Annotated in this window: 21 protein-coding genes; 8 read left to right on the top strand and 13 right to left on the bottom strand. The window is 67.9% G+C overall.

The features are described from left to right. Nucleotides 1–43 precede the first annotated feature (43 nt). Nucleotides 44–781: a polyprenol monophosphomannose synthase gene (locus tag AC1DGI_RS13490; protein WP_476899210.1), complete on the top strand. Its 738-nt coding sequence runs from the start codon at nucleotides 44–46 to the stop codon at nucleotides 779–781. A 70-nt stretch (nucleotides 782–851) separates the two neighbouring features. On the opposite strand, the gene AC1DGI_RS13485 is transcribed toward AC1DGI_RS13490, so the two are convergent. Continuing rightward, nucleotides 852–1,199, bottom strand: a complete 348-nt coding sequence (locus AC1DGI_RS13485) for an RNA polymerase-binding protein RbpA (RefSeq protein ID WP_136322768.1) — start codon at nucleotides 1,197–1,199, stop codon at nucleotides 852–854. Nucleotides 1,200–1,562: 363 nt separating this feature from the next. Between AC1DGI_RS13485 and AC1DGI_RS13480 the strand changes: the two genes are divergently transcribed. Continuing rightward, nucleotides 1,563–2,810, top strand: coding sequence for a macrolide family glycosyltransferase (locus AC1DGI_RS13480; RefSeq protein ID WP_476899209.1), 1,248 nt, complete (start codon nucleotides 1,563–1,565; stop codon nucleotides 2,808–2,810). A gap of 133 nt (nucleotides 2,811–2,943) precedes the next feature. On the opposite strand, the gene AC1DGI_RS13475 is transcribed toward AC1DGI_RS13480, so the two are convergent. The 3 genes from AC1DGI_RS13475 to AC1DGI_RS13465 form a co-directional block, all read right to left on the bottom strand. Next, nucleotides 2,944–3,852 carry an SPFH domain-containing protein gene (locus tag AC1DGI_RS13475; RefSeq protein WP_441401778.1) on the bottom strand — a complete coding sequence of 303 codons (909 nt, stop codon included), beginning with the start codon at nucleotides 3,850–3,852 and terminating at the stop codon, nucleotides 2,944–2,946. 123 nt (nucleotides 3,853–3,975) lie between these two features. Then, entirely contained in the window at nucleotides 3,976–4,455 is a 480-nt protein-coding gene (locus tag AC1DGI_RS13470) for an NfeD family protein (protein ID WP_441401777.1), read from the bottom strand. A 124-nt stretch (nucleotides 4,456–4,579) separates the two neighbouring features. Next, nucleotides 4,580–5,458, bottom strand: coding sequence for a methyltransferase domain-containing protein (locus tag AC1DGI_RS13465; RefSeq protein ID WP_476899208.1), 879 nt, complete (start codon nucleotides 5,456–5,458; stop codon nucleotides 4,580–4,582). A gap of 120 nt (nucleotides 5,459–5,578) precedes the next feature. Here AC1DGI_RS13465 and AC1DGI_RS13460 point away from each other — a divergent pair, with 120 nt between their 5' ends. Then, a complete protein-coding gene (locus AC1DGI_RS13460; RefSeq protein ID WP_476899207.1) occupies nucleotides 5,579–7,633 on the top strand; it encodes a S9 family peptidase in 2,055 nt (684 codons plus the stop codon). Here AC1DGI_RS13460 and AC1DGI_RS13455 read toward each other — a convergent pair. The 5 genes from AC1DGI_RS13455 to AC1DGI_RS13435 form a co-directional block, all read right to left on the bottom strand. After that, on the bottom strand, nucleotides 7,630–8,325 hold the full coding sequence (locus tag AC1DGI_RS13455; RefSeq protein WP_476899206.1) for a peptide deformylase: 696 nt from the start codon (nucleotides 8,323–8,325) through the stop codon (nucleotides 7,630–7,632). The genes AC1DGI_RS13460 and AC1DGI_RS13455 overlap by 4 nt on opposite strands. Nucleotides 8,326–8,334: 9 nt before the next feature. Beyond that, a complete protein-coding gene (locus AC1DGI_RS13450; protein ID WP_476899205.1) occupies nucleotides 8,335–9,339 on the bottom strand; it encodes a hypothetical protein in 1,005 nt (334 codons plus the stop codon). Nucleotides 9,340–9,410: 71 nt separating this feature from the next. Next, nucleotides 9,411–10,544 (bottom strand): FAD-dependent oxidoreductase, encoded by a 1,134-nt coding sequence (locus tag AC1DGI_RS13445; protein ID WP_476899204.1) that lies wholly within the window; start codon nucleotides 10,542–10,544, stop codon nucleotides 9,411–9,413. Continuing rightward, nucleotides 10,541–11,257, bottom strand: coding sequence for a class I SAM-dependent methyltransferase (locus tag AC1DGI_RS13440; protein WP_476899203.1), 717 nt, complete (start codon nucleotides 11,255–11,257; stop codon nucleotides 10,541–10,543). Before AC1DGI_RS13440 ends, AC1DGI_RS13445 begins: the two co-directional genes overlap by 4 nt. Before the next feature lie 11 nt (nucleotides 11,258–11,268). Continuing rightward, nucleotides 11,269–12,540 carry a type III polyketide synthase gene (locus AC1DGI_RS13435; RefSeq protein WP_476899202.1) on the bottom strand — a complete coding sequence of 424 codons (1,272 nt, stop codon included), beginning with the start codon at nucleotides 12,538–12,540 and terminating at the stop codon, nucleotides 11,269–11,271. 146 nt (nucleotides 12,541–12,686) lie between these two features. Here AC1DGI_RS13435 and AC1DGI_RS13430 point away from each other — a divergent pair, with 146 nt between their 5' ends. Then, complete coding sequence (locus AC1DGI_RS13430; protein WP_476899201.1) at nucleotides 12,687–15,089, top strand: ATP-binding cassette domain-containing protein; 2,403 nt, start codon at nucleotides 12,687–12,689, stop codon at nucleotides 15,087–15,089. Here the strand turns inward: AC1DGI_RS13430 and AC1DGI_RS13425 are convergent. Next, a complete protein-coding gene (locus tag AC1DGI_RS13425; protein ID WP_476899200.1) occupies nucleotides 15,071–16,351 on the bottom strand; it encodes a cytochrome P450 in 1,281 nt (426 codons plus the stop codon). The genes AC1DGI_RS13430 and AC1DGI_RS13425 overlap by 19 nt on opposite strands. Nucleotides 16,352–16,426: 75 nt before the next feature. Next, nucleotides 16,427–18,097 carry an FAD-dependent oxidoreductase gene (locus AC1DGI_RS13420; RefSeq protein WP_476899199.1) on the bottom strand — a complete coding sequence of 557 codons (1,671 nt, stop codon included), beginning with the start codon at nucleotides 18,095–18,097 and terminating at the stop codon, nucleotides 16,427–16,429. A gap of 444 nt (nucleotides 18,098–18,541) precedes the next feature. Here AC1DGI_RS13420 and AC1DGI_RS13415 point away from each other — a divergent pair, with 444 nt between their 5' ends. From AC1DGI_RS13415 to AC1DGI_RS13405, 3 genes are all read left to right on the top strand, one after another. Next, complete coding sequence (locus tag AC1DGI_RS13415) at nucleotides 18,542–19,948, top strand: LCP family protein (protein WP_441403464.1); 1,407 nt, start codon at nucleotides 18,542–18,544, stop codon at nucleotides 19,946–19,948. 639 nt (nucleotides 19,949–20,587) lie between these two features. Continuing rightward, nucleotides 20,588–21,988: a glutamate decarboxylase gene (gene gad / locus AC1DGI_RS13410; RefSeq protein ID WP_476899198.1), complete on the top strand. Its 1,401-nt coding sequence runs from the start codon at nucleotides 20,588–20,590 to the stop codon at nucleotides 21,986–21,988. A 29-nt stretch (nucleotides 21,989–22,017) separates the two neighbouring features. Continuing rightward, nucleotides 22,018–22,887 (top strand): class II glutamine amidotransferase, encoded by an 870-nt coding sequence (locus AC1DGI_RS13405; RefSeq protein WP_476899197.1) that lies wholly within the window; start codon nucleotides 22,018–22,020, stop codon nucleotides 22,885–22,887. 58 nt (nucleotides 22,888–22,945) lie between these two features. Here AC1DGI_RS13405 and AC1DGI_RS13400 read toward each other — a convergent pair whose 3' ends face one another. After that, complete coding sequence (locus AC1DGI_RS13400; protein WP_476899196.1) at nucleotides 22,946–23,458, bottom strand: hemerythrin domain-containing protein; 513 nt, start codon at nucleotides 23,456–23,458, stop codon at nucleotides 22,946–22,948. 273 nt (nucleotides 23,459–23,731) lie between these two features. Further along, nucleotides 23,732–24,310 (bottom strand): cysteine hydrolase family protein, encoded by a 579-nt coding sequence (locus tag AC1DGI_RS13395; RefSeq protein ID WP_476899195.1) that lies wholly within the window; start codon nucleotides 24,308–24,310, stop codon nucleotides 23,732–23,734. 82 nt (nucleotides 24,311–24,392) lie between these two features. Here AC1DGI_RS13395 and AC1DGI_RS13390 point away from each other — a divergent pair, with 82 nt between their 5' ends. Then, nucleotides 24,393–24,809: a DUF3054 domain-containing protein gene (locus AC1DGI_RS13390; protein ID WP_476899194.1), complete on the top strand. Its 417-nt coding sequence runs from the start codon at nucleotides 24,393–24,395 to the stop codon at nucleotides 24,807–24,809. Nucleotides 24,810–24,840: the final 31 nt, after the last annotated feature.

The raw sequence follows: 24,840 nt of genomic DNA, 5'->3' as shown, positions 1-24,840 counted from the left end.
GCCCTGGCCCTTCGACCCGCCCCCTTAAAGGAAAGGCCTCGCTGTGCGTGTCCTCACGATCATCCCGACCTACAACGAGCTGGAATCGTTGCCCAAGACCCTTGGGCGCCTGCGCACCGCCGTGCCGTCCTCCGACGTCCTGGTAGTTGACGACAACAGCCCCGACGGCACGGGCCAACTGGCGGACGGCATTGCTGCCGAGGACGGCCAGGTCCACGTCCTGCACCGCGAGGGCAAGGCGGGGCTCGGGGCGGCGTACATCGCCGGCTTCAAGTGGGGACTCGACGCCGGCTACGACATCCTCGTGGAAATGGACGCCGACGGCTCACACAAACCGGAGCAGTTGCCGCAGCTGATCGAAGCGGTGGAACAGGGCGCAGACCTCGCCATGGGTTCGCGCTGGGTCCCCGGCGGCAGCGTGGTGAACTGGCCGCTGTACCGGCAGGCTATCTCCCGCGTCGGCAGCACCTACGCGCGGATCATGCTGGGCGTCAAAATCAAGGACGTCACGGGCGGCTTCCGCGCCTTCCGCCGGACCACCCTTGAGAAGCTCAATCTCGATTCGGTGGACTCGGTGGGCTACGGCTTCCAGGTGGACCTCGCCTGGCGCGTGGCCAAACTGGGCCTGACCATCGTGGAACGCCCCATCACGTTCGTGGAGCGCGAACTGGGAGCGTCGAAAATGAGCGGCAACATCGTCGTCGAAGCAATGATCAACGTCACCCGTTGGGGACTCACCGCACGCTGGAACACCCTTAGCGGCAAGCTCTCCCGCAAGTAGCGGACGTACCCGGCCGGCCCTTTTGTGGCTGCGGCCTGGCCGCCGCTGCCACCGAAAGTCTGCGGCAGGGCTAGGCTGAGCGGCGTTCGCCGCGGCGTTCGCGCAGGATGGTGAGCCGGTCTTCGAGGATTTGCTCCAGTTCCGGCAGCGAGCGGCGTTCCAGCAGCATGTCCCAGTGGGTGCGGACCGCCTTCTCGTTGCTGTTGACGGGGCGTTCGCCGTCGACCAGCAGGGCTTCCTTGCCGGTCTTCGAAACCCATACCGGGGGGATCTCCGCTTCCGAGGAGAAGGTCACGAAGACCTGCTCGCCGTCCGCGCAACGGTACTCAACCCGCTGGCGCGGAGCCGGTTCGACACCGGATTCGGTCTCCATGCTCTGTGCGCCAAGGCGCATACCCCGCAGGCTGCGATCGCTCATCTTTTCTCCCTCATGATCGGTTCGCAGGGCCGGGCCCTGCGCAAGCCGGGGGCCGCAAGGACCTCACCGGACTACTTTGTGCGTTGCGTTCCCCCACTGCAGAAAGCTGCAGAATTCATCAGTAGGTATAACGCGCCGCGAAGCGTAATTGTTCCGGCTGGCTGAACCGACCGGACAAATACACAAGTATACGCGGATGCGGCAGTGCGGGTAAAGCCAAGGTGCGGCTACCCGGAGTGCCGGGTCGTGCTGGGCGCGCTCATGGCCATCCAAAGCGACTGTACGTACGATAATGAGAGACCCGGAACATGCGCCGCGGGATCCGCCGCTGGATCGGGCGCTGTCTGTCCGAGGAGCGGCACCATGCATATCGTCTTTATCTGCCTGCCTGCCGCGGGCCACGTAAATCCGACCCTGCCGGTCGTGGCGGAGCTCGTCCGCCGCGGCCACCGTGTCACGTATGCAACCTCGGCAACCTACGAACAGGCCGTGCATGCTGCCGGAGCCGCCTTCCTGGAGAGCGGGGAGGATCTGGCCGCGCAGTTTCCCCGGTTCCGCGGTTCGCCTGGCGGCGCCCGCCCGGGGTCGTCGCCGCCAGGAATGCCGGGGGCCCTGGCACCCGGGATGATGTCAGGATTGCTGGACCGTCTCCTCGAGCGGGCACGGGAGGAATTCCCTGCACTGTTGGCCCGCCTGACCGCCGACCTACCGGACGCTGTCTGTTACGACGCCATGACGCTGGCCGGGAAGATGGCCGCGATCAAGCTCGGGCTCCCGGACATCGCGTTGCTCCCGAGCTATGCGAGCAACGAACACTTCTCGATGCGGGAGCTGATGCCGGCCGGAGCACCGGCCGAAATGCTGGCAGCATGGAGACAGGCCCGCCAGCGGATCGAGGACTTCGCGGCCGGGCAGGGTTTGGACCATTTCTCCCTCATGGAGGGGCCGCCGGCGTCGTTGAGCATTTGTTTCATCCCCAGGGAATTTCAACCCGCCGGAGACACCTTTGACGCCAGCTTCCACTTTGTCGGGCCCAGCCTTGGTCCCAGAGTCACCGCGGGGGCATGGCAACCCGGCAGCAAGGACCAGCCCCTGGTGTTCATCTCGCTCGGGACCACGCCGCTGAACGACCGTCCGGACTTCTTCCGGATGTGCCTTCAGGCCTTCGCCGCCAGCCCTTGGCAGGTAGCCATGGCGATCGGCGACCGAGTCGAGGTATCGGAGCTGGGGCCAATCCCAGGAAACGTCGACATCCGTCCTGCCTTTCCGCAGTTGGAGGTCCTGCGGCACGCCGACGTCTTCCTCTCCCACACGGGGATGAATTCCACGATGGAGGCGCTGTACTTCGGGGTGCCCCTGCTGGCCTATCCGCTGCAACCGGAACAGGAAGCGAATGCCCGGCGCGTCGAGGACTTGCATCTGGGCCGCCGCCTGCCTGCGGAAGGGCTCTCAGCCGCACTGATCCTGACCGCCGCCGCCGGCCTCAACCGGGATCCGGAAGTCCGGCGCAACCTGCAGGCCATGAGCCAACACGTCCGTTCAGCCGGCGGATCGACTGCCGCCGCGGACGCCATCGAAGACTACCTGTCGACGCCAGCACCCCCGGCGTAGCGGCTTCAGGGCCGCTGCTCCCGAACGTGCCGCGCCTGGAAGCTGCGCTCCCGAAAGCTGCGCTCCTGAAACGGACAGGGGAGGCACCCGCCGCGGCGGATGCCTCCCCATCTTGTCCGTCGTGCCGCCTGGCTTAGCCCTCCGGCGCGCTTTCTGACGCCCCGCCCGGGTTGACCCCGCCCAGGACGCTGCCGATGCCCTTGAGTGCCTCGCCCACCTCGCTGGGGATAATCCACAGCTTGTTGGAACTGCCTTCGGCAAGTTTCGGCAGCGTCTGCAGGTACTGGTAGGCCAGCAACTTCTGGTCCGGGTTGCCCTTGTGGATGGCGTCGAAGACCTTCTGGATGGCCTGCGCCTCACCGTCGGCCCGCAAAATCGCCGCCTGCGCGTCACCTTCGGCCTTCAGGATCGAAGACTGGCGCTGGCCTTCGGCGGTGAGGATGGCCGACTGCTTGGTGCCTTCGGCGGTGAGGATGGCTGCGCGGCGGTCACGTTCGGCCCGCATCTGCTTCTCCATCGAGTCCTGGATGGAGTGGGGCGGGTCAATCGCCTTCAGCTCCACCCGGGAGACCCGGATGCCCCAGCGACCGGTCGCCTCGTCCAAGACTCCGCGCAGCTGGCCGTTGATCTGGTCACGGGACGTCAGGGCTTCTTCGAGGTTCAGCCCGCCGACCACGTTGCGCAGCGTGGTGGTGGTGAGCTGTTCGACTGCCTGGATGTAGTTGGCAATCTCGTACGTGGCGGCCCGCGCGTCGGTCACCTGGAAGTAGACCACGGTGTCGATGGAGACCACGAGGTTGTCCTCGGTGATCACCGGCTGCGGGGGGAAGGAGACCACTTGTTCGCGCAGGTCGAGCAACGGCAGCAGCCGGTCGACGAAGGGAATCAGGATGGTGAGGCCGGGGTTCAACGTCCGCTGGTACTTGCCCAGGCGTTCCACGACGCCGGCGCGGGCCTGCGGAACGATCCGCACCGAGCGCACCAGCACGATTATTACGAACGCAACGAGTACCAGCAGCACTATTGCGACTGCGATATCCATACATCACCTTTTTCCCCAGATATGTGGTTTTGCTTCTTCGACGGCAGTTCGTCTGCCGCTGCCCCTGCGGCCGGTGGCGGCGGCAGGAAGGATGTCTGCCCCTCGGGGCAGCTTTTTCTGTGGCTACTGCGCTGTCGTTTCCCGTTCCGCTGCCGAATCCGGCTGCGGGACGACGACGGCGGTGGCACCGTCGATGGCTCGGACGACGGCGCGCTGGCCGGCGGCCAGGACGCCGCTGTCCGAGCGGGCGGTCCAGACGTCGCCGCCGATCTTGACCAAGCCTCCGTTGGCGCTGACGGGCTCCATGACGAGCGCGGATTCACCGATCAGGCGTTCGACGTTGCTGCGCTGGTCGGCCGGGCTGCTGCGCAGGTGCTTGAGCGCGACGGGCCGCACGAAGCCGATCATGAGCAGCGAGATCACGCTGAAGACGACGATCTGGAGCCAGAGGTCGGCTCCCGCGAATGCGGAGAGCAGGCCGGCGAGGGCGCCGCCGCCGAGCATGATGAAGAACAGGTCGAGGGTCAGCATCTCCACCACGGCGAACACCAGGAAGACCGTGAGCCACAGGGCCCACCAGTTGTCGGCCAGCCATTCAAACATCTCGTCCCCCTTGACGCTCAGCCCGGGGTCGCAGGCGCAGACCCCGTCACGTGCTTCCATCCTAGGCCGGACAGCAGGGGAGCGGGCGGGCTGCCATTATCAGCCAGCGAACGTGGCCAACTCGTTACCTGGGGGCTGAATCCCCGGCCTCCTCCTGCGCGGGCAGCGGCTCGAAGAGGCTGATCCGGAACCGGGCCGAGACGGCGGTGCGTGCGGGCAGAGCCGCCACCCTCGCGGTCAGGGCATCCCGGTCCAGGTGGTGCCCGGCCGGCCCCATGACAGCCAAGTTGGCGACATCCGCGGGCGTCAGGCTCAGCGTCAGGTCCAACTCCCGTCCGGGGTGGGCGCTGAAGCGCCCGGCCAGCGTGGCCGCGAGGCGTTCCTCCTTGGCCGGTTCGATGCCCAGCATGCCGGTCTGCCCGGCGATCTCGGCCAGGTGTCCCGGCCGCGGCGTGACCACGATCAGCCGGCCGCCCGGGCGCAGGACGCGAGCGAACTCGGTCGCGTTGCGCGGTGCGAAGACGACCGTGACGACGTCGACGGCGTTGTCCGCCAGCGGAAGCGGCTGCCACACGTCGCCGACGAGGTTGAGCGCCTCCGGGTTCAGCCGCGCCGCCCGGCGCAGCGCGAATTTCGAGATGTCGAGGCCGACGGCCGGCACCGGAATCCGGTCCAGCACGGCACGAAGGTAGTGGCCGGTGCCGGTGCCCGCATCCAGCACCGCGGTTCCGGCGCCGGCCAGGAAGGGCGCAGCGAGGTCGGCGACGGCGCCGGCCAATCCCCGGTAATGACCGGCCGACAGGAAATCGAAACGGGCCGCCACCATGTCGGCGGAGTCGGCTTCGAACACCGTGCCTTTACCGGTCAGGAAGTTGAAGTAGCCCTGCTTGGCGGCGTCGAAACTGTGGCCGGCGCGGCAGACAAGGGACCTGCCGCCACTGCCCGGCTCGAAGGGACTCCTGCACACGGGACACACGAGGAGGGCAAGGGAGGCTGCGGGCATAGACTCCATCGTAGGGCCGCCGGCCGCGGCCATCGCCGGGCTGCCGGCCGCCGCTGCGCGCAGCGGCGCGCCGGTGTGAGGTATTTCACCTCCCGGACGGCAGCGGCTAGGCTCGCACTCGTGAAACCCGAACATCTTCCCCTGCTTAAGTCCGTTTCGGCTCCCGCCGTGCACCCGGACGGCTCCCGGGCCGTCGTGTCCGTGGTGCGCCCCGATTTCGACGCCGACGCTTACGTGGGCCAGTTGTGGGAGGTACCGGTGGATCCGGCGCTCCCTCCGCGGCGGCTCACCCGCGGCTTCCGTGACACGGCACCGGATTTCTCCCCGGACGGGCGGGTGCTGGCGTTCCTCCGTGCCGTGCCGGGCGGCAAGCCGCAGTTGCACATCGTCGAGGCCGCCGGCGGCGAGCCCGTTCCCGTGACCGACGCACCGCTGGGCGTGAGTGCCTTCGCCTGGTCCCCGGATTCCCGCGGCATCGTTTTTAGCGCCAGAAAACCGGAGGACGGCCGGTACGGCACGGTCGACGGGGTGGCCGCAGGCGGAGAAGACGCCCGGCTGATCACGGACTACCAGTACCGGATGAATGGCGTCGGCTACACAGCGGACAAACCCCTCCAGCTCCACATCATCGACGTCCCCCGCCTGGCCGAGGAACCCGCGGTGGCCCCCGCCGGCCGGGCGCTCAAAGCCGTCAAGGCGGCCGAGGCCGCCGAGGGCGGCGACGGTGACGGGCGCCTGCCGGCTGTACGCGCATTGACCACGGCCCCCGCCGACCACGACGGCGCCAGCTTCAGCACCGATGGCCGCGCCGTCTACTTCGTCGCCGCCTTGCACGAGGGCCGCGACAATGACCTGGTAAGCGGCATCTACCGGATCCCTGTTGAACCTGGGGGCGGGGGAGGCGGCCCCGAGCCCGTGAGCACCGGCAGCGGCAACACCGGCAGGCTTTCCGTCGGGGCGGTCCGGCAGAGCCGGGACGGGCGGTGGCTGTACTTCGCGGCCCAGGACATCGGCGCCGCGGGTCTGGATTTCGTAGCCCGTAACACTGCGCTGTACGTCATTCCGGCGGCAGGCGGCGACGCCGTTAGGCTGAGCGATCCGGAGTCCACGGACCTGGGCGGCAGTGGGATCGAGCTGCGCGGCGCAGACGGCGTGCTGGTTCTGAACAACGCACGCGGCACCGTCCAACTGCTGGAGTTCGGCCCCGGCGGGCAACGCAGTGTCGTACTCGACGACGAGCGGGTGGTCACCGGCGCCGCCGAGAACGCGGGAACCCTGATCCTGAGCTTCGCCGACGCGGAGACCGCCGGGGACGTGGCAGTCTCTGAGGGCGGCAAGCTTCGGGTGCTGACCGACTTCTCGGCGCCGCTTCGTGAGGCCGGGATCATCGCGCCGCAGGAACTCACCTTCGCAGCCGCGGACGGCTATCCGGTCCATGGGTGGCTGGTCAGCCCGGCCGGGGACGGGCCGCACCCGGTGCTGCTCAACATCCACGGCGGCCCTTTCGCCCAGTTCACCGGCGCGCTCTTCGACGAGGCCCAGGTCTACGCGGCGGCGGGCTACGCCGTGCTGATGTGCAACCCGCGCGGCTCCGCCGGCTACGGCCAGGCCCACGGCCGCGCCATCAAGGAACGCATGGGAACGGTCGATATGGACGATGTGCTGGCCTTCCTGGACGGGGCGCTGCAGAAGTTCGAGGGCCTCGACGGCGACGCCCTCGGCATCATGGGCGGATCCTACGGCGGCTACCTGACGGCCTGGACCATCAGCCAGGATCACCGCTTCAAGGCCGCCATCGTGGAACGCGGATTCCTGGATCCTGTGAGCTTCACGGGGTCCTCTGACATCGGCTGGTTCTTCGGCGGCGAGTACACCGGGCGTTCGGCCGAACAGATGGCGGCGCAGAGCCCCATGGCCCGGGTGGACCAGGTTCAAACGCCAACGTTGGTGATCCACAGCGAGGAGGACCTGCGCTGCCCGGTGGAGCAGGGCCAGCGCTATTTCACCGCACTCAAGCAACTCGGGGTGGAGGCCGCCTTCCTGGTCTTCCCCGGCGAAAACCACGAGCTGTCCCGCGCCGGCACTCCGCATCACCGCCGGCAGCGGTTCGATCAGATCCTGCAGTGGTGGTCCCGCCATCTCCCGACGGCGGCCAACCCGGCGCCGGCGGACTAACCGGCGGGTTCGTCCGGCAAGAACCCCAGGCCCTGCCGGGCGTGTGCGATGTCCGGCTGGGCCCAGCGCTCGGTGTATTCGGCGTTGCTGCTGAGCGAACGCAACTCCGCCCGGTCGAGATAGATGATGCCGTGCAGATGGTCGGTCTCGTGCTGCACAATGCGTGCCTGCCAGCCGGTGAAGTCACGTTGCTGCGCAGTGCCGTCCACCGCGGTGAAGTCCAGCCGGACGGATTCGGGACGCAGCACGGCCGCCTGCAGCCCGTTCAGCGACAGGCACCCCTCGTAGAAGGCCTTCTGCGCCGTGCCCAGCGGCTCATAGCGCGGGTTAAGCATGGCGAAGAACGGCAAGGCTTCCCGGCCACGGACCGCCGCGACTTCGGCGTCGACGTCGAACCGGTCTTCCAGGACGGCCAGTTGCAGGGGGATGCCGATCTGGGGTGCAGCGAGGCCGACACCCGGCGCCTTGTGCATGACCCGGCGCAGCAGGTCGATCAGCCGGCCCAGCTCGTCGTCGTCGAGCTGGCCCGTGAACGGGACCGCCTGCTGGCGGAGCACCGGGTGGCCCACTTGAACGATGGGCGGCAACACCCCGGCGTTCAGGACCTGGTCAACAATTTCCTGGATGCGCTCGGCGCTGACATCCGCGGTGGGGGCGTTGTGGCCAGTGGGGTTCCTGGTGTCTGGGGACATGGAAACAGACTACTGGTGTCCGCATGCGGAAGTGACGAAATCGTAAATGCGTCCGCGCAGTTGAGCGCCGGCATCAATCTTGAGTTCTCCGTCCCGGCCGGCGACCGTCACCCGCACCGGCAGCAGCGTTCCTACTTTGTCGTCCGCGACGGCGTGCGCGTCGCAACGTGCCGGGCGGATGCCCAGCCGCAGCTCCCGCCCGGGTCCGGTGGCGTCGACGCGCACCCCGCTGGGCCAGGGAACGCCCGGATCCTCTTCCAGCAGCGTAGTCCCGCCGACACTGTTGATGGTCAGGGTCCCGTCTGCCCCGGCAGCGCCGCCCGACGGGTTCTGCGGGGTGACCAGGAGCCGCACGACGGCGGTCCGGCCGCCCGGTGCGAGTTCGAGGTCCGGGCTGAGCCGGATGTCGGCGACCGCGGCGGCGGCCTGGGCCACACACAGTTCGGCATTGTTCCGGGCCAGGACACCGAAGGGGTCCACCGCGGCCGCCGTGACCGGGATGCCCGTGGCCCCGGCGGATGCGAGCCGGACCTCGACGACGGCGGCCGGTGGCGCCGCCTGGCTGGACTGCGGGGCCTGGCTGGACTGCGGGGCCTGACCGCAGGACGCGGCAGGGAGCTGGGCGGGCAGGCTTTTGGTCTGGCCAGGCGGCAGTTCCGTTCCGGCTGCCGCCGACGTCCAGTTGATGCCGGCAGCAAATAGCGGGCTCTTCAGCCCGGCCGCGAGCACGGTGACGGGTTCGCTGCCGGTATTGGTCAGCTGGATCTCGATGATCTGCTTGCTGTAGTTGTCGCGGAACTGGTTGATCGCCGCGGTCAGGGGACCGGACCCGGCCGACGCAGACGGCGATCCGCTGCCGCTGGCCGTGCTGCCCGGGGCGGCGGCGCCCCCAGTGACTGCGCCAGACGTGCCGGCGCCTGAAGTGACACTGCCGGGCGCTGCGCTGCACGAGACGGACGCGAGCACGGCCAGCACCACGGCGGACCAGCGGAGGGTCGGGGGAAGGCTGCCCATGCGGCCAGTGTAGGCCGCGGTACCGGCCGTCGGTACGGCCGGCATGCGTTCACCGTCCGCTGCCGCTGCGGCTACTGCATGGTGAAGCGGCGGGCCACCATCCGGTTGGCGGCTGGAACGGCGGCGACCGCGGCGACGGCGCCGTCGCGCGCGGCCAGCAGCCCACCCCGCAGCGGCCGGCCCAGCGCCATGTTGATCTCCGACTGCCGCACGGCCCGGACCGCCTGCCGCCTCCGGTTCCGCTCGAACGCCGCAAGGCTGCTGCCGGCGCTGCTGCCGGCCACGGCTGCCGGCACCAGCGGTGCCAGTGCCAGTGCGTCGAGCCAGCCCAGGTTCATGCCCTGGCCACCAATCGGGCTGATCTCGTGTGCCGCGTCGCCGATCAGGATGCCGCGTCCGGTGACCATCCGGCGGACCAGACCGGAACGCACGCCGAAACCGCTGAGCATGCTGTTGCTCCCCGCGTCCACGCCGACGCCGGTCCGCCGCCGGACTTCCCGGGCCAGCCACGCGGCGTCCGGCGCGGCCCCGGCAGGGCCCAGCCGGACCACCCACCGCCGTAACATCCCCGGCAGCGGAAACGACTCCACGATCCCGTCGCGGGCCAGGAAGAGCGCTGCCGTCGGCCCGAGACCCGTGCTGTCGGCGAAGTCGCCCATCAGGTACCGGTCCGGGTATTGCCTGCGCCGCAGCGGCGCGCCGAGTGCCGCCCGTGCCACAGACCGCACCCCGTCGGCACCGATCACCAGGCGCGCCGTATAGCTGACCGCGGATCCGTCCACGCACGCTTCAATCGTGGCCCGGCGGCCGTCGTCGTGCAGCCCCGTGACCTGCACGCCGCGGCGCAGGGCTTCCGGTCGGAGCCCGTGCACCCGTTGTGCCAGGACCGCCTCGGTTGAGCCCTGCGGCAGGGACAGCACGAAGGGAAAGCGTTGGGAAACCCGGGCAAAGGACATCTGCGCCAGCGTGGCGCCGCCGCTGATGGCGAGGCCGTGCCGGATCGGGACACCGCGCCGGACCAGCTCCTCGGCCACCCCGATCCGCGCCAGGGCTTCCAGGGCCGGCGGATGGATGCCGATGGCCCTCGAGTGCGGCTCCGGGCCGGTCCGCTGCTCCAGCACAGTGACGTCGACTCCGTCCTGCAGCAACAAAGCGGCCATAAACAGCCCCACCGGGCCGCCGCCGATAATTACGACGTCGGTCATGCGCCGGCCCCGGCGCTGCGCCCGCGGCCCTGCTCGAGGATGAGCAGGTTCCGAAACGGGGAGCGCGACTGCACGGTCCAGCCCGGGGGAGCGGCGGTCCGCAATTCGGCCAGGGTGTAGCTGCGCCGGATCGAGGTCAGGCCGTCCTGCCTGATGTAGGAGCCGCGGAAAGGCAAGGCGCCCGCGAAAAACAGCGCATAGGCGGCCGCGCTGCGGCGGAGGTCGTTGTGGATAACAGTGCCGGTGCTCAGGGCGGCGGACTCGGCGAGGAAGCCGGCCAGCTCGTCGGATCGCAGGTGGTGCAGCACGTGGTTGGACACCACGACGTCGAAGTGGCCACCGTCGTGCAGCAGCTCGGCCCCCGTCTGCCGCCGGAAGGTCACGCCGGCGCGCCGGCGCCGGCGTGCGGCAAATGCCGCAGCCCGGCGGTCCGGGTCGATGGCCGTGACGGTGAGGCGAAGCCCGTCGCGGGCCGCCCAGCGGGACAGCAGCACGGCCACGTCGCCGCCGCCGCAGCCAATGTCCAGCAGGGAGGTGCCGGATTCCGCGGACAGCAGCGGCCTGAGACGCTGCCGGTAGATCCCCCTCCAGCCGGATACTGCGCGGTTGATTACGGCAAACTGGGCGTAGGTCCGGGCCAGCCGGGCGGGATCGCAGTCGTCGCGGTCCATCTCCTCGACGGCGCTTACGGCGCGGTTTCGCAGCAGCAGCATGATGCCGCCGCTCAGGCCAGGGCTGATTCCGGCCGGAGGATCCCTCGCGGCGAAGCGTGCGCGGCGTCGGCGGCGGCGTCGTCGGCGTCGGCGGGACGGGCGTCCCGCGGTGCGGTGATCTTGGTGAACAGCGCGGTCTCCACCGTCAGGCCTGGCCCGAAAGCCATCGAACAGATGCGTTCGCCGCCGTCGGCGTCGTCCGTTTCCTGCCGGTTTCCGAGACCGTCCGCCTCCGCGCCCGCGGGGAGATCCAGGATGTGCCGGATCACGAACAAGACCGTGGCGCTGCTCATGTTGCCGTAGTTGCGGAGGGTTTCCCGGGCCGGCAGCAGCTGTTCATCGCTGAGCTCCAGCCTGGCTTGCACCTTGTCCAGGATGCTGCGGCCACCGGGATGGATGGCCCAGTGCCGGATGTCCCGGTAGGGGAGCCCGCTCAACGACGCATCCCTGGCCAGGAGCGGTTCGAGGGCGCCGACAATGTGGTCGTCGATGATGTGCGGGACATACGTGCCGAGGACCATTTCGAAGCCCTCGTCCCCGATGTTCCATGCCATCGCCTCCTCGCCGACCGGGGTCAGGACCGTCTCAAAATGGTCCAGGCTCAGCAGCGCGGGCTGGTCCGGTATGTCCCGGGCGCTGATGACGGCGGCGGCGGCGCCGTCGGCGAACAGCGCGGACCCCATTATGGTGTCCGGGTCGTTGGACGTCCGGACGTGGAGGGAACAGAGTTCCGCGCAGACCACGAGCACCACGGCCTCCGGATTGGCGTCGCAAAACGATTTGGCGGCCCGCAGGGCCGGGAAGGCGGCGTAGCAGCCCATGAAGCCGAGATGGTAGCGCTGCACCGCGGGGTTCAGTCCGAGTGCGCGGACAATCTTGTAGTCCGGTCCGGGGTTGAAAAACCCCGTACAGGAGACGGTGATCAGGTGCGTAATGTCCCCGGGAACGATGCCAGCACAGGCGGCAACCGCCTGCTCCGCCGCCGCGATGAAGAGCTTGGTGGCCTCGGTGGCGAAGATGTCGTTCCTGACCTTGGTACTGGGGCTCAGCAGCAGGCCCGTGGCCGGGTCGAAGAACTGCGGGTTCTCGGCCCGGCTGCGGGTGGTCAGTTCCCCGACGGCGGTGTAGCGGGTGTCGATTGCCGCGGAGTCAAAGCAGGTGTTGACGAGCCGGGAGCCGAGCCTGCTGAGCCCTGGCTGGGCGGCAAACACCTCGCGCGCTTCGCTTTGGACCAACACGGTGGGCGGGACAGCAGTTTCCAGGGACTTCAGGTAGACCGTCATGGTTCATTCTCAGTGAGGCCGCCGGATATCACAATGGATTCCCGGCAGCGGAAAGTCAGTCCACCGACTGCCCTAAGCTGGTCACAACGAGCCGGGCGGCGCCGTCGGAACCGCAGACACTGCGCCGCCGCACAAAGGGAGACAAGATGAGCACGGCCACCGGAACGGGGCAGGCGGAGACGCGGCCGCCCGCGCAGCACGTCGCCGATACTCATGAGTTGATCCGCGTGCAGGGCGCGCGGGAAAACAATCTCAAGGACGTCAGCCTGGAAATCCCGAAGCGCCGGTTGACGGTCTTTACCGGCGTCTCCGGCTCGGGGAAGAGCTCGCTCGTGTTCGCCACGATTGCCGCGGAGTCGCAGCGGATGATCAACGAAACGTACAGCGCCTTCGTCCAGGGCTTTATGCCGACGCTGTCCCGGCCGGATGTCGACCTCCTCGAGGGACTGACGACGGCGATCATCGTTGACCAGGAACGGATGGGCTCGAATCCCCGGTCCACCGTCGGCACCGCCACCGACGCGAATGCGATGCTGCGGATCCTCTTCAGCCGGCTGGGGTCCCCGCACGTGGGGCCCCCGACGGCTTTCTCCTTCAACGTCCCGACGCGGAAGGCCAGCGGGGTGATGAGCACCGAGAAGGGCGGCAGGGTCGAGCAAAGCGTGGTGCAGAACGCGGTCTACCTGGGCGGCATGTGTCCGCGATGCGAGGGCATGGGCTCGGTCTCCGACTTCGACCTCACGGCGCTCTACGACGACAGCAAGTCGCTAGCGGGGGGTGCCCTGACGATTCCCGGCTACAGCATGGACGGCTGGTACGGCCGCATCTTCAGCGGCGCCGGCTTCGATATGGACAAGCCGATCGCTAGGTTCACGAAAAGGGAAATGCATGACCTGTTGTACAAGGAACCGACCAAAATCAAGGTCGAGGGCATCAACCTGACGTTCGAGGGGCTGATCCCCAAGATCCAAAAATCGATGCTTTCCAAGGACGTGGAAGCGATGCAGCCTCACGTCCGGGCCTTCGTGGAGCGCGCCATCACGTTTCAGTCCTGCCCCGAGTGCGACGGCACGCGGCTCAGCCCCGAGGCCAGGTCCGCGAAGATCCGGGGCAAAAACATTGCTGACCTTTGCGGGATGCAGATCAGCGACCTCGTCGGCTGGGTCCGCGAACTCAACGAGCCCTCGGTCGCACCGCTCCTCCACGGTTTGCAGCACCTGCTCGACTCGTTCGCCGACATCGGGCTGGGTTACCTCTCGCTGGACCGGCCAGCGGGCACCTTGTCCGGCGGCGAGGCGCAGCGCACCAAGATGATCAGGCACCTCGGCTCGTCCCTCACGGACATCACTTACGTCTTTGACGAGCCAACGATCGGGCTGCACCCGCACGACATCGAGCGGATGAACCAGCTGCTGCTGCAGCTGCGCGACAAGGGCAACACCGTGCTCGTCGTCGAGCACAAGCCGGAGACCATCGCCATCGCTGACCACGTTGTTGACCTCGGTCCCGGCGCAGGCACCGAAGGCGGCAGTGTCTGCTTCGAGGGAAGCGTGGAAGGGCTGCGGCAGAGTGACACCATCACCGGCCGCCACCTCGACGACCGGGCGGCCGTCAAGGACTCGGTGCGGAAGCCGTCCGGCACGCTCGAGGTGCGTGGCGCCTCGACGCACAACCTCAAGGCTGTCGACGTCGACGTTCCCCTCGGCGTCCTTTGCGTCGTCACCGGTGTCGCGGGGTCGGGCAAGAGCTCACTGATCCACGGGTCGGTCGCCGGCCGCGACGGTGTCGTGGTGATCGACCAGGGTGCCATCAAGGGTTCCCGGCGCAGCAACCCGGCGACGTACACGGGCCTCCTCGAGCCGATCCGCAAGGCTTTCGCCAAGGTCAACGGCGTGAAGCCGGCGCTCTTTAGCTCCAACTCTGAAGGCGCCTGCCCCACCTGCAACGGCGCGGGCGTCATCTTCACCGAACTTGGCGTCATGGCTACCGTCGAGTCCACCTGCGAGGACTGCGAGGGCAGGAGGTTCCAAGCGTCAGTCCTGGAATACACCCTGGGCGGCCGCAACATCGCCGAGGTGCTGGCAATGTCGATGACCGAGGCCGACGTGTTCTTTGGCGACGGGGAGGCCCGGACGCCGGCGGCCCACAAGATCCTCGGCCGGCTCGTGGACGTGGGGCTCGGCTACCTCGCGCTCGGCCAGCCGCTCACTACACTGTCCGGCGGCGAGCGGCAGCGCGTCAAACTGGCCACCCAAATGGCAGAGAAGGGCGAGGTCTACGTCCTCGACGAGCCGACCACCGGGCTGCACCTTGCCGACGTCCAGAACCTCCTGGGGCTGCTGGACCGGCTGGTCGACTCGGGCAAGTCGGTGATCGTCATCGAGCACCACCAAGCAGTCATGGCGCACGCCGACTGGATCATCGACCTAGGCCCCGGCGCGGGCCACGAAGGCGGCCGGATCGTGTTCGAGGGCACGCCCGCCGGCCTGGTCGACGCCAGGTCGACCCTCACCGGTGAGCATCTGGCGGCCTACGTCGGAGCGGCCTGACCGCCTGTCTTGGGCGCAATCCCGCCGATGTCCACCAGAAGGTGGGACGGTCCGCGCAGGAACGGGCTCGGCCGGTACGGGGGCGGGTCGTCGACCAGTTGCGGGTTCCCGACTCTGCGGGCAAATTCACCCAGGGCGATCTGGGCTTCCAACCGGGCGAGCGGCGCGCCGAAACAGAGGTGGATGCCGCCGCCAAAGCCGAGGTGTTGATTGTTGCGCCGGCCCGGAATGAAGACGTCGGGGTCGGCGGTGTGGGCGGGATCGCGGTTGCCTGCGGCCAGCAGCAGCGTGAACGAGGAGCCTGCGGGGATGGTCGTCCCGGCGACGTCGATGTCGTCCAGGGCGGTGCGGAACGGGACGAAATGCACGGGCGGTTCGTACCGCAGGAGCTCCTCGACCATGGGGATCGCCAGCTCGGGGTCATCACGCAGTCTCTGGAGCTCTTCCGGGTGGCGGAGCAGGGTCAGGACGCCGTTGGAGATGAGGTTCACGGTGGTTTCGTGTCCGGCGATGAGCAGGAGAAGCCCGGTGCTGACCAGCTGGTCGCCCTCCATGCGGCCTTCAGGGCCGTCGTCGGCCGCCATCGCCGAGAGCAGGTCGGTGCCCGGCGATTGCCGGTGGGCTTCGACCAGCTCTTCCATGTACGAGCGCAGTTCCGCACCGGCCTCGGCCCTCTTCTTTTGCTGCGTTTCCGGGTCAAGCCGGGGATCCGTTGACTGCAGCGCAATGTCCACCCAGATCCGGAAGCGCCGTTCGTCACCGGCAGGCACGCCCAGGAGCTCGCAGATGACGGTGACCGGGAGCGGATAAGCCAGGTCGTCGACGACGTCGATCCTGCGGCGGCCGGCCATGTCGTCGATCAGCCCGGCGACGATGTCCCTCATCCGCGTTTCCATCCCGGCGACCCGGCCCGGCGTCGTAGGCGGTCCGAAGTGGCGCATGGCCAGCCGGCGGAATCGATCGTGATCCGGCGGGTCCATGCTGAGGAAGGTGGGCGTCATGCCGGGGCCGGCGCCCTCAGCGTCCTCGCCGCTGCCGCCGCCTGCGGTGACACCGGCCGCGGCGGCAGCGGGGTTGCGGGTGATGTCGGAGCTGACCCGCGGGTCGTGCAGGAGCGCGGCGATCTCCGCGTAGGTGCTCACAAGGTAGGTCCCGTCCGGCAACCGCGTCACCGGGGTCCGGCGGAGCTCGGCGTAGAGCGGGTACGGGTTGGCCCGGTTGGAGTAGTCGAGGATCTGCTCCCAGACGTTAGGCTCGGTCATCGTGAAGCCTCCTTTGGGGGTGGGACGGTTTTCGCCGCAGTGAGTGCCGGAGCGCTGGTGTGTCACGGCGGGGTGTCACGGACGGCGGGGCTGGGTGAGTCGGGCACGGCGTTCATTGGGGTAGTGACCGGTCACGACGACGGTCGCGTCCTGGGTGGGGGAGAACGCCGGCTGGAAGCCGGCCGGCACCGGCTGCCCGCCGTCTGGGCAGTCGACGTGGTGGAACGACGGCGGGAAGGGAGCGGCTTGCTCGATCAGCGGCTCGTAGAATTCGAGCCACTTGTTTTGGTTGAACGCCACGGCCGCCACGATGCGGCCCTTGTAGCCATAGGCGGCCACGAAACGCCGCAGCGCCACGGATCCCTGGACGATCGCGACCTGGTCTGCGGCTGAGGGCACACCGACGCTCTTGATTTCGGTACCGAACTGGACGGACCAGAATTTGGGTACCGCCAAGTGCGGCCACCGTTCCGTTTCGCCGCTGACCATGTTGTGCGCCGCGACTTCCGCCTGCGAGATCGCGTTGCCCCAGTGCTCGACGGCGAGGAACTGGTAGCCATACATCGGCTGCGGCGCGCGAGAAACGTCACCGGCGACGAAGACGTCGTCGGTGACCAGGCCGTTGGCGTCGAAGGCTCGGCAGCCGGCGTCGCACGCAACGCCCCACGGACCGCAGGCCAGTCCGGAATCGGCGAGCCATTCGACGTTGCGGACCGCCCCCAGCGCCGCGACCGCCACGTCGATCTCCAGTGAGCTGCCATCCGACAGCTGGGCCCGGCGCAGCTGGCCGCCGGCGTCGCCTTCGAGGGACACAACCCGGACGCCACAACGCAGATCCACGCCGTTTTCCAGCTGAATTTCCCCCGCGATTCCGCCGATCACCCCGCCAAGCGCTGCACTGAGCGGTGCGGAGCCGGCTTCGGCCACGGTGACCGGCAGGCCGAGTTCGCGGCACACGGACGCGACTTCGCAACCGATGAAGCCGGCGCCGATGACAAGCACCCGGCGGGGACGCGCCGCCAGGAGCGCCCGGAGTGTCGCAGAATCTTCCCTGGTGCGCAGGGTCAGGACGCCTGCCAGCGCGGCCTCCGCCGCATTGGGCCAAGGGCGGGCGCGCACGCCGGTGGCGATCAGCAGCTTGTCGAATCCGATCCGTGCGCCGTCGGCGAGCTGCACCTGCTTTCCGGCCAGATTCAGGCCGGTCGCAGCGACACCCAGCCGCCACTGGGCATCAATGTCCCGGTGGCGGGGGAGCGAGGTGTCCGCCGACGGCACCGACCCGGCGAGCACCTGTTTGGAGAGCGGGGGCCGGTCGTAGGGCTCGTGCGGTTCCTCGCCGACGAGAGTCAACGAGCTGGCAAACCCTTCCTCGCGGAGCCGCTCCGCTGCATGCAGGCCCGCCACCGAAGCACCGACGATGACGATCCGTCCGCTCCGTTTGAACGCGCCGCCGTTACCCTGGACGCCGGCAGCTGCACCGGGAAGCGTCCCTGTCGCGAGAGTTGGCCGCAGCGGGCCCGTTCCGGCCGGACCTTGCGGCGGTTCGCCCGAGCCGTCCAGCTCTTCGAGCTGAATGGCCTGAACCGGGCAGGCCGCCGCGGCCCGCCGAATCCTGGTGCGCTGTGCGGCGTCGGGGTCGGGGTCGTAAGTGAGTGCCTCGTCGCCTTGGATGGTGAAAACGTCCGGCGCAAGAAAAGCACACTGAGCGTAACCCTGGCATTTGGTGAGATCGACGACGAGCCGCATGCCTGACTTCTTCCTCTTGCTCGAGATCAGGTATTCGAGTGTAGGCCCGGCAATTTCGCCGCGGAAGGGTCCAAGGGTCTGTTGGGTTGGACCCCCTCCCGGCGCCCCTGAATAAGTGCCGATAATCAACATTATGTCAAGTAGTGCTAATTCCGGCCACTTCCAGGGCAAAGGTCGCCGCAACAGCCAAACCGTTCTTCTTATCTCTGGTTGTGTTCTGCCTCATCCGTTGTCCCGCGCAACACCGCCAACGCCGCATGAAGGAAGCTCCCAGTAGCGGTCAGTATCATGGGCGGGTTGCAAGGTCCCCGGAGAGGTGTAATCACAGTGAGTCCTAATATGCCTGGCCCGAAATCGGAACGGTCCTCCCCTGTCCCCTACCCTGGATACGGCACCCTGGTTGAGGGCAGCCGCAATCATGCAGGTCGGCGTCGGCCCCGCTGGGTGAAGATCACGGGCATCGCCGCAGCTGTGCTGCTGCTGGGAGTGCTGGCTTTCGGCGGCTACTGGCTGTGGCGCCTGCAGTCGAATATCACCACCTCCGCACTCGGTGCCGGCGGCGTCCGGACTGAGGGGCCAGTCGATGACGGCAAGGACCGCCTGCAGATCCTCGTCCTGGGAAGTGACACGAGGACCGGGAAGAACGGGCAGTACGGGAGCACGGCCGATTCCTCGGGGTACGGGCAGTCAGACGTCATGATGTTGCTGGATATCTCCGCCGACAACAACAACGTAAACGTCATCAGTTTTCCCCGGGACCTTCTTGTTGACGTGCCGGCCTGCACTGACCACACCACCAACCAGCAACACCAAGCGCGCCGCAGCGTCATGATCAACAGCGCCATGGCCGACGCCGGCATCGGCTGCGCCGTGGACACGGTAAACAAACTCACCGGTCTGGAAGTGGACCACTTCATGATGGCCGACTTCAATGCCGTCAAGGAACTCTCCAATACAGTCGGCGGCGTCGACGTCTGCGTCAACACTGCCGTCTCCGACCCTGACTCCGGCCTCCGACTGCCCAAGGGGACGTCCAAGGTCCAGGGTGACCAGGCCCTGGCGTTCCTGCGCACCCGTCACGCCTTTGCCGACGGCGGAGACCTGGGCCGAATCAAGGCCCAACAATCTTTCCTGGCCTCCCTCACCCGCAAACTGAAGACGGAAGGGACCTTGGGCGACCCCCAGAAGGTCCTCAGCATCGCCGACACCATGACCAAGAACCTGACGGTGGATGACGGGCTCGCCTCGGTCCCCACGATGCTGACCCTCGCCGGCCGGCTCAAGAACATCGATCCAGCCAAGGTTAACTTCATCACCGTTCCCACCGTGCCTGCCCCGTCGGATCCAAACCGGCTGGCCCTGAACGAACCCGCGGCCACGGATTTGTTCGCCGCCCTGCGCCGCAGCGCCGACCTGACCCAGAGTGCCCCTGCAGCTGCCCCGTCCACGGATTCGCCCAGCACGGCCGCAGCGCCGGCTTATAACAAGGCGCTCCAGCCCGTCACGGTGGCCAACGGGACCAGCGTGACGGGCCGGAGCAGCGAAATCGGCGCACTCATCACCGGGGCCGGGTTCACCAAGCTTGCGCGGATCCAGGCCCAGCCCCGCGCGCAAAGCATGGTGTACTACGGGGCCGGCTTCGCCGACGTCGCCGCGGACATCGCCGGGATTTTCGGTCTTCCGCCCACGAGCGTTCAGCAGGTGCCAGGTGTCCAGGGCGTCCAGTTCTACGCCGGCGAGGATTTCACAACCGGCACAAAACCAACCCCGCCGGCGGCCCAGGACTCCGGCGGCGTGGTCGCCCAGACGGCTAACGATCAGACCTGCCAAGCCACCAGCGCCGGCGGCTAGTCGCGGCTCCTGCATTCGCCGGGCTAGCGGTCAGTCTCGGCGCCACCTGCCTGGCCGGATAGGAGTCGACCGCCTGCCAGGCAGAGTCCGGTCCTGTTGCGGCCCGCTGGCCCCGCGCACTCGGGGGTGCGGCGCACCCGACCCCTACTTGTTGCCGTCACCGTCGCCCGCGCCGCCGTTGTTGTCCGCGTCATGGTCGTTTCCCATCGGTGCACGTGGCGCGGGCGGGGCGACAACCGGCGGCGGTGTTGGGACGGCCGGCGCGGGCGGGGCAACAACCGGCGGCGGTGTTGGGTCCGGATACGCTGTCCCCGCTTTGGGCTGCGGAGACGGGGTTACGGCGGCTGGACCTGTCGTGACGGTGGACGGACCTGGCGACGGAGCCACCGGTTGTCCGCCAAAGCAGGCTCCCAGCAGCAGGGTGGCGCCCAGAGTTGCGCTGACCAACACTGGGCGGGGATTCTTCATCGTGCTCTCCTCGGATAGCGCCCGACAGGGACGTCCGGCTCGACTAATAGACGATCCCGGGGGTCTGCAGGTTCAGTGCTGGTGGGCACGGCTTGGGTTCTGTGCATGCTGCCGGTAGCGTGAGCCGGGGCAGACCGCGCCGCCGCCGCAGGAAATTCTAGGGAGCGAACCATGAGCAGGTCACACCGGACATCGGCTCAGGATCACGACACGGTCATCGAGTTGAACCCGTTGTTCAGCCGGCCGGGCGAATCCACCACCTTTCCGCGTTTTACGATTCCCGACGGGGAGTCCCTCCCCTCGACTGCCTATCAGGTTGTCCACGACGAGGCGATGCTGGACGGTAACTCCCGGCTGAACCTGGCCACGTTCGTTGGGACGTGGATGGAACCCGAAGCGGTGAAGCTTTACGCCGAGACGTTCGACAAGAACATGATCGACAAGGACGAATACCCGCAGACTGCACTGATCGAAACGCGGTGCTGGCGGATGCTCTCGGACCTGTGGAACGCGCCCGATCCGGCCGCAACTATCGGCACGTCCACGATCGGATCCTCCGAGGCCTGCATGCTCGGCGGGCTCGCCTTGAAGCGCCGGTGGCAGCACGCCCGCCGCGCCGCCGGACTCTCTACGGACAAACCCAACCTGGTTCTCAGCTCCGCGGTGCAGGTGTGCTGGGAGAAGTTTTGCAATTACTGGGAGGTGGAGGCCCGTTACGTTCCGGTGTCGGAGGAACACCAGACGCTGGACGGCCACGACCTGGACGCGTATGTCGACGAGAACACCATCGGTGTCATTGCCATCATGGGCGTCACCTACACCGGCGCCTACGAACCAGTCGAGAGAATCTCGGCGGCCCTGGACGTCATCCAGGCCCGCCGCGGCCTGGACGTTCCGATTCACGTCGACGGCGCCTCCGGAGCCATGATTGCGCCCTTCCTGCAGCCGGAGACGATTTGGGACTTCCGGCTCCCCCGGGTCGCCTCGATCAACACGTCGGGCCACAAGTACGGCTTGGTGTACCCCGGCCTGGGCTGGGTTGTCTGGCGGGACGAACAAGCGCTCCCCGACGACCTGGTCTTCCACGTCAGCTACCTGGGCGGGGACATGCCCACCTTTGCGCTGAACTTCTCCCGACCCGGCGCCCAGGTCCTCATGCAGTACTACCTCTTCCTGCGCCTCGGCTTCGCCGGGTACCGGTCGGTCCAGGCAACGTCCCGGGACGTTGCGCTCTACTTGTCCGGCGAAATCGGGGCGATGGAGCCCTTCACCTTGTGGAGCGACGGATCCGACATCCCGGTTTTCGCGTGGCAACTCAGCGAGGGCCACACCAGCAACTGGAACCTGCACCACCTCTCCGAACGACTGCGCATGAACGGCTGGCTCGTCCCGGCCTACCCGCTGCCCGACGGACTGAGCGAGATCACCGTCCAACGGATTGTTGTCCGTAACGGCTTCACCCGCGACCTGGCCTCGAGTTTCCTGGCGGACCTGGAAAAGGAAGTCACCTACCTGGACGCGCTCACCACGCCGATGCCCTCCAGCGGCACAACGCAAGCTTTCCACCACTAGCCAGCAGACACCGACAAAGGAACCACAACGTGTGCCGACTGTTTGGACTGCATGCAGGCCCCCAACCGGTCCGTGCAACGTTCTGGCTCCTGGACGCCCCGGACAGTCTCTCAAATCAGAGCCGGAAGGAGCCCGACGGTACCGGCATCGGCACCTTTGACGCCGAAGGTGGAGCACATGTGGCCAAGCAGCCGTTCGCCGCTTGGGAGGACCACGCCTTTGCACGCGAGGCCCGGAACCTCAAGAGCACCACATTCCTGGCCCACGTGCGCTACGCCAGCACCGGCGCGCATACGCTGGTCAACACGCATCCGTTTGAGCAGGACGGCCGGCTCTTCGCCCATAACGGCGCCTTCCATGGGCTCGGACAGCTCGATCAACACCTGACCGGGCTCGGGGTCGCGGACCTCGTTCACGGCGAGACCGACAGTGAACGGCTCTTCGCCCTTATTACCGCCGAGAGCCGCAGGGCTGGCGGGGACGTTACGGAAGGCATCACCCGGGCCATCACGTGGATCGCCGAGCGACTGCCGGTCTACAGCCTGAACCTCATATTGACGACGGCGACGGATCTTTGGGCGGTCAGGTTCCCGGCCACCCACGAGCTCTACATCCTGCAAAGCGACCCTGCGGGCGTCTACGGACCGGCGGCTCCGCTGGAAGCCCGGAGCCACCGTATCCGCGCCCGCAGTGAAGACCTCGCCCGTTCCCCACACGTCCTGGTCGCCACGGAACCGATGGATCACAACCCGGGCTGGCACGCGGTGGCGCCCGGGGAGCTGGTGCACGTGGGTCCGGATCTTGGAATCACCACTGCCTTTCCCTTCCCGGACTCCCCCGCGCACCCGCTCACCCTCTCGGACCTCGAACCGTCTGCGGCGGCGTCCCAAACCACCTGATTTGGGACGGGGACTGCGCGCACCGTCGACGCCGGGATCCGCCGCAAATCGATGACTACTATTTGTTCTCTCGGACGTAGGTGTCGGGGTCCACGTCGTGTCCCGTAAATCCACCGGCATGGGCTGCTTCGAAGGAGCAAAACGCCAAAGCCAGGCTGTGGCGGAGATCCAGGCTGGCGTGGCGGCGGAAATCGGTCAGCCCCTCCCGTTCTTCCTCGGCCATGTGGTCCCCGTTGACTTCGTTTACCTTCGCCACCGCATGCCACCACTCCGGCGAGCCGGCCGGGTGTGGTTGCACCCCGGCGATGGCGTCCCGGATCTCGTTGTGGTCATGAATTGCGTCGGTCGTCTCATCCTCCGGTGAGTCCTTCCCGCCGGCACCCGCCCCCAGCGCGAGAAGTTCGGGATAGAACAACTCCTCCTCTGCCTTCGCGTGGACCTCCAGCAGGATGCGGAGGCGGGACCAGACCGCCTCGAGGTCGGAGGCCGGGGAAACCTGCATTTCATCCAGGATCGCAAACATGCGGCGCTGGTCATGGTGGTCGTTAAGAATCACATCGGTGACATCCATCGTTGTCCTTTCACTACGGGCCCGAAGGTACTTGCGCGGGGCGCTGTGGCCGGCTGCAGATGATCCTCCTGCTGACCCCGTGTATATCTTTCCCTCCACCGCTGTTCCGGTCCAGCAGGGAGCCCGCGGATGGGGCCCGCAGCCGGTGGACGCGTCCCCCTGATCCCGCCATGACAAGACGGACCGCCTCCGCGGGGGTTTCACCGCAGCCGGCCAGCGACAGCCGCTAGCTGAGTACAGCTAGCGGCCGCTCCCACCGCTCCCCCGCCAGGGTCACGGGCCGGCAGGAACGTTGCCAGCGGCGCCGAAGGTCACCGCTTCGGTCGCTGTGACCCCTGCCGTGCGGCCGGGCGCCCGCTGGTCCTGCCAGTAGAGGTTCGTGTGTGCAATCACCAGCTCTGGCGGCGGCGCGCCCCAGGCGGTCTGGTCTTCGGTACTGTGGGCGTCGGCCACGAGTGTCACGTCGTATCCGCGGACGAAGGCGCCGTGGATCGTGGACCGGATGCACTCGTCGGTTTGCGCGCCGGCCACCAGCACGTGTCCAACGCCGGCGGCGGCGAGCACCTCTTCAAGGACCGTTCCCTCAAAGGCATCGGCGTACGACTTGTGCACCAGCGGCTCCGTCTCCCGCGGGTCCAGTTCGGGGACGTACTGCCATGCCTCACTCCCCCGCTCCAGCCGTTCGTCGCTGTGCTGAACCCAGACGACCGTGGCCGCTGCACCCCGGGCCTTCTCCACCAGTGCGGCGATGTTGGCGACAACGGTGTCGCGCTGGTGCGCACCCTGCACCACGCCGTTTTGCACATCGATCACCAGCAATGCCGTGTTGGGCCGATCCGGCAGCGTGGTCATGGCCGTCTCCTCCTGGTTGGAACGTGAGCCGAGCCTAGCCCCGTGGCATTCGCAGGGCAACGGGCGCGGCTAGGCTGGAAGCATGTCCCCTAAGACTTCCCCCTCGCCGCACCCGTCGTCGGCTCCGCGCCCCGTGGTGGCCGCAGCCGCCGCCGATGCTGTCCTGATCCTGCTTTTCGCCGCGATCGGCCGGGATGCCCACCAGCGCGGCGACATCATCACCGGCGTGTTCGCGACGGCGTGGCCGTTCCTCGCGGGCGCCGCCGTAGCGTGGCTGGCCCTGCGTCTGTGGCGCGGGCCGCTCGCCCTGTGGCCGGCGGGCGTCGCCGTCTGGATCGGCACGGTGGCTGTCGGCATGGCGCTCCGCGCTGTTACCGGGCAGACAGTGGTCCTGCCTTTCGTGATCGTGGCGTTGCTCAGCCTCGGCGTGTTCCTGCTGGGCTACCGGGCGCTGGCGGCAGCGGCAACGCGGCTCCGGGGCCGCCGTCAGCGGAGCTGATGGACTAGGCTAGCAAGCACATGGTCCGGCC

Source organism: Arthrobacter sp. 05N428_2 (assembly GCF_056397065.1).
Note: the sequence above shows the minus strand (reverse complement) of the source record. Positions and strands in the feature narration are given on the sequence as shown.

Excerpts from the sequence above, each read along its gene's own strand:
- AC1DGI_RS13400 (WP_476899196.1), bottom strand. The coding sequence starts at position 23,458 with ATGGATGTCACCGATGTGATTCTTAACGACCACCATGACCAGCGCCGC.
- AC1DGI_RS13445 (WP_476899204.1), bottom strand. The coding sequence starts at position 10,544 with ATGACCGACGTCGTAATTATCGGCGGCGGCCCGGTGGGGCTGTTTATG.
- AC1DGI_RS13485 (WP_136322768.1), bottom strand. The coding sequence starts at position 1,199 with ATGAGCGATCGCAGCCTGCGGGGTATGCGCCTTGGCGCACAGAGCATG.
- AC1DGI_RS13480 (WP_476899209.1), top strand. The coding sequence starts at position 1,563 with ATGCATATCGTCTTTATCTGCCTGCCTGCCGCGGGCCACGTAAATCCG.
- AC1DGI_RS13450 (WP_476899205.1), bottom strand. The coding sequence starts at position 9,339 with ATGGGCAGCCTTCCCCCGACCCTCCGCTGGTCCGCCGTGGTGCTGGCC.
- AC1DGI_RS13440 (WP_476899203.1), bottom strand. The coding sequence starts at position 11,257 with ATGCTGCTGCTGCGAAACCGCGCCGTAAGCGCCGTCGAGGAGATGGAC.
- AC1DGI_RS13435 (WP_476899202.1), bottom strand. The coding sequence starts at position 12,540 with ATGACGGTCTACCTGAAGTCCCTGGAAACTGCTGTCCCGCCCACCGTG.
- AC1DGI_RS13390 (WP_476899194.1), top strand. The coding sequence starts at position 24,393 with ATGTCCCCTAAGACTTCCCCCTCGCCGCACCCGTCGTCGGCTCCGCGC.
- AC1DGI_RS13430 (WP_476899201.1), top strand. The coding sequence starts at position 12,687 with ATGAGCACGGCCACCGGAACGGGGCAGGCGGAGACGCGGCCGCCCGCG.
- AC1DGI_RS13455 (WP_476899206.1), bottom strand. The coding sequence starts at position 8,325 with ATGTCCCCAGACACCAGGAACCCCACTGGCCACAACGCCCCCACCGCG.
- AC1DGI_RS13475 (WP_441401778.1), bottom strand. The coding sequence starts at position 3,852 with ATGGATATCGCAGTCGCAATAGTGCTGCTGGTACTCGTTGCGTTCGTA.
- AC1DGI_RS13425 (WP_476899200.1), bottom strand. The coding sequence starts at position 16,351 with ATGACCGAGCCTAACGTCTGGGAGCAGATCCTCGACTACTCCAACCGG.
- AC1DGI_RS13470 (WP_441401777.1), bottom strand. The coding sequence starts at position 4,455 with ATGTTTGAATGGCTGGCCGACAACTGGTGGGCCCTGTGGCTCACGGTC.
- AC1DGI_RS13420 (WP_476899199.1), bottom strand. The coding sequence starts at position 18,097 with ATGCGGCTCGTCGTCGATCTCACCAAATGCCAGGGTTACGCTCAGTGT.
- AC1DGI_RS13395 (WP_476899195.1), bottom strand. The coding sequence starts at position 24,310 with ATGACCACGCTGCCGGATCGGCCCAACACGGCATTGCTGGTGATCGAT.
- AC1DGI_RS13465 (WP_476899208.1), bottom strand. The coding sequence starts at position 5,458 with ATGCCCGCAGCCTCCCTTGCCCTCCTCGTGTGTCCCGTGTGCAGGAGT.
- gad (WP_476899198.1), top strand. The coding sequence starts at position 20,588 with ATGAGCAGGTCACACCGGACATCGGCTCAGGATCACGACACGGTCATC.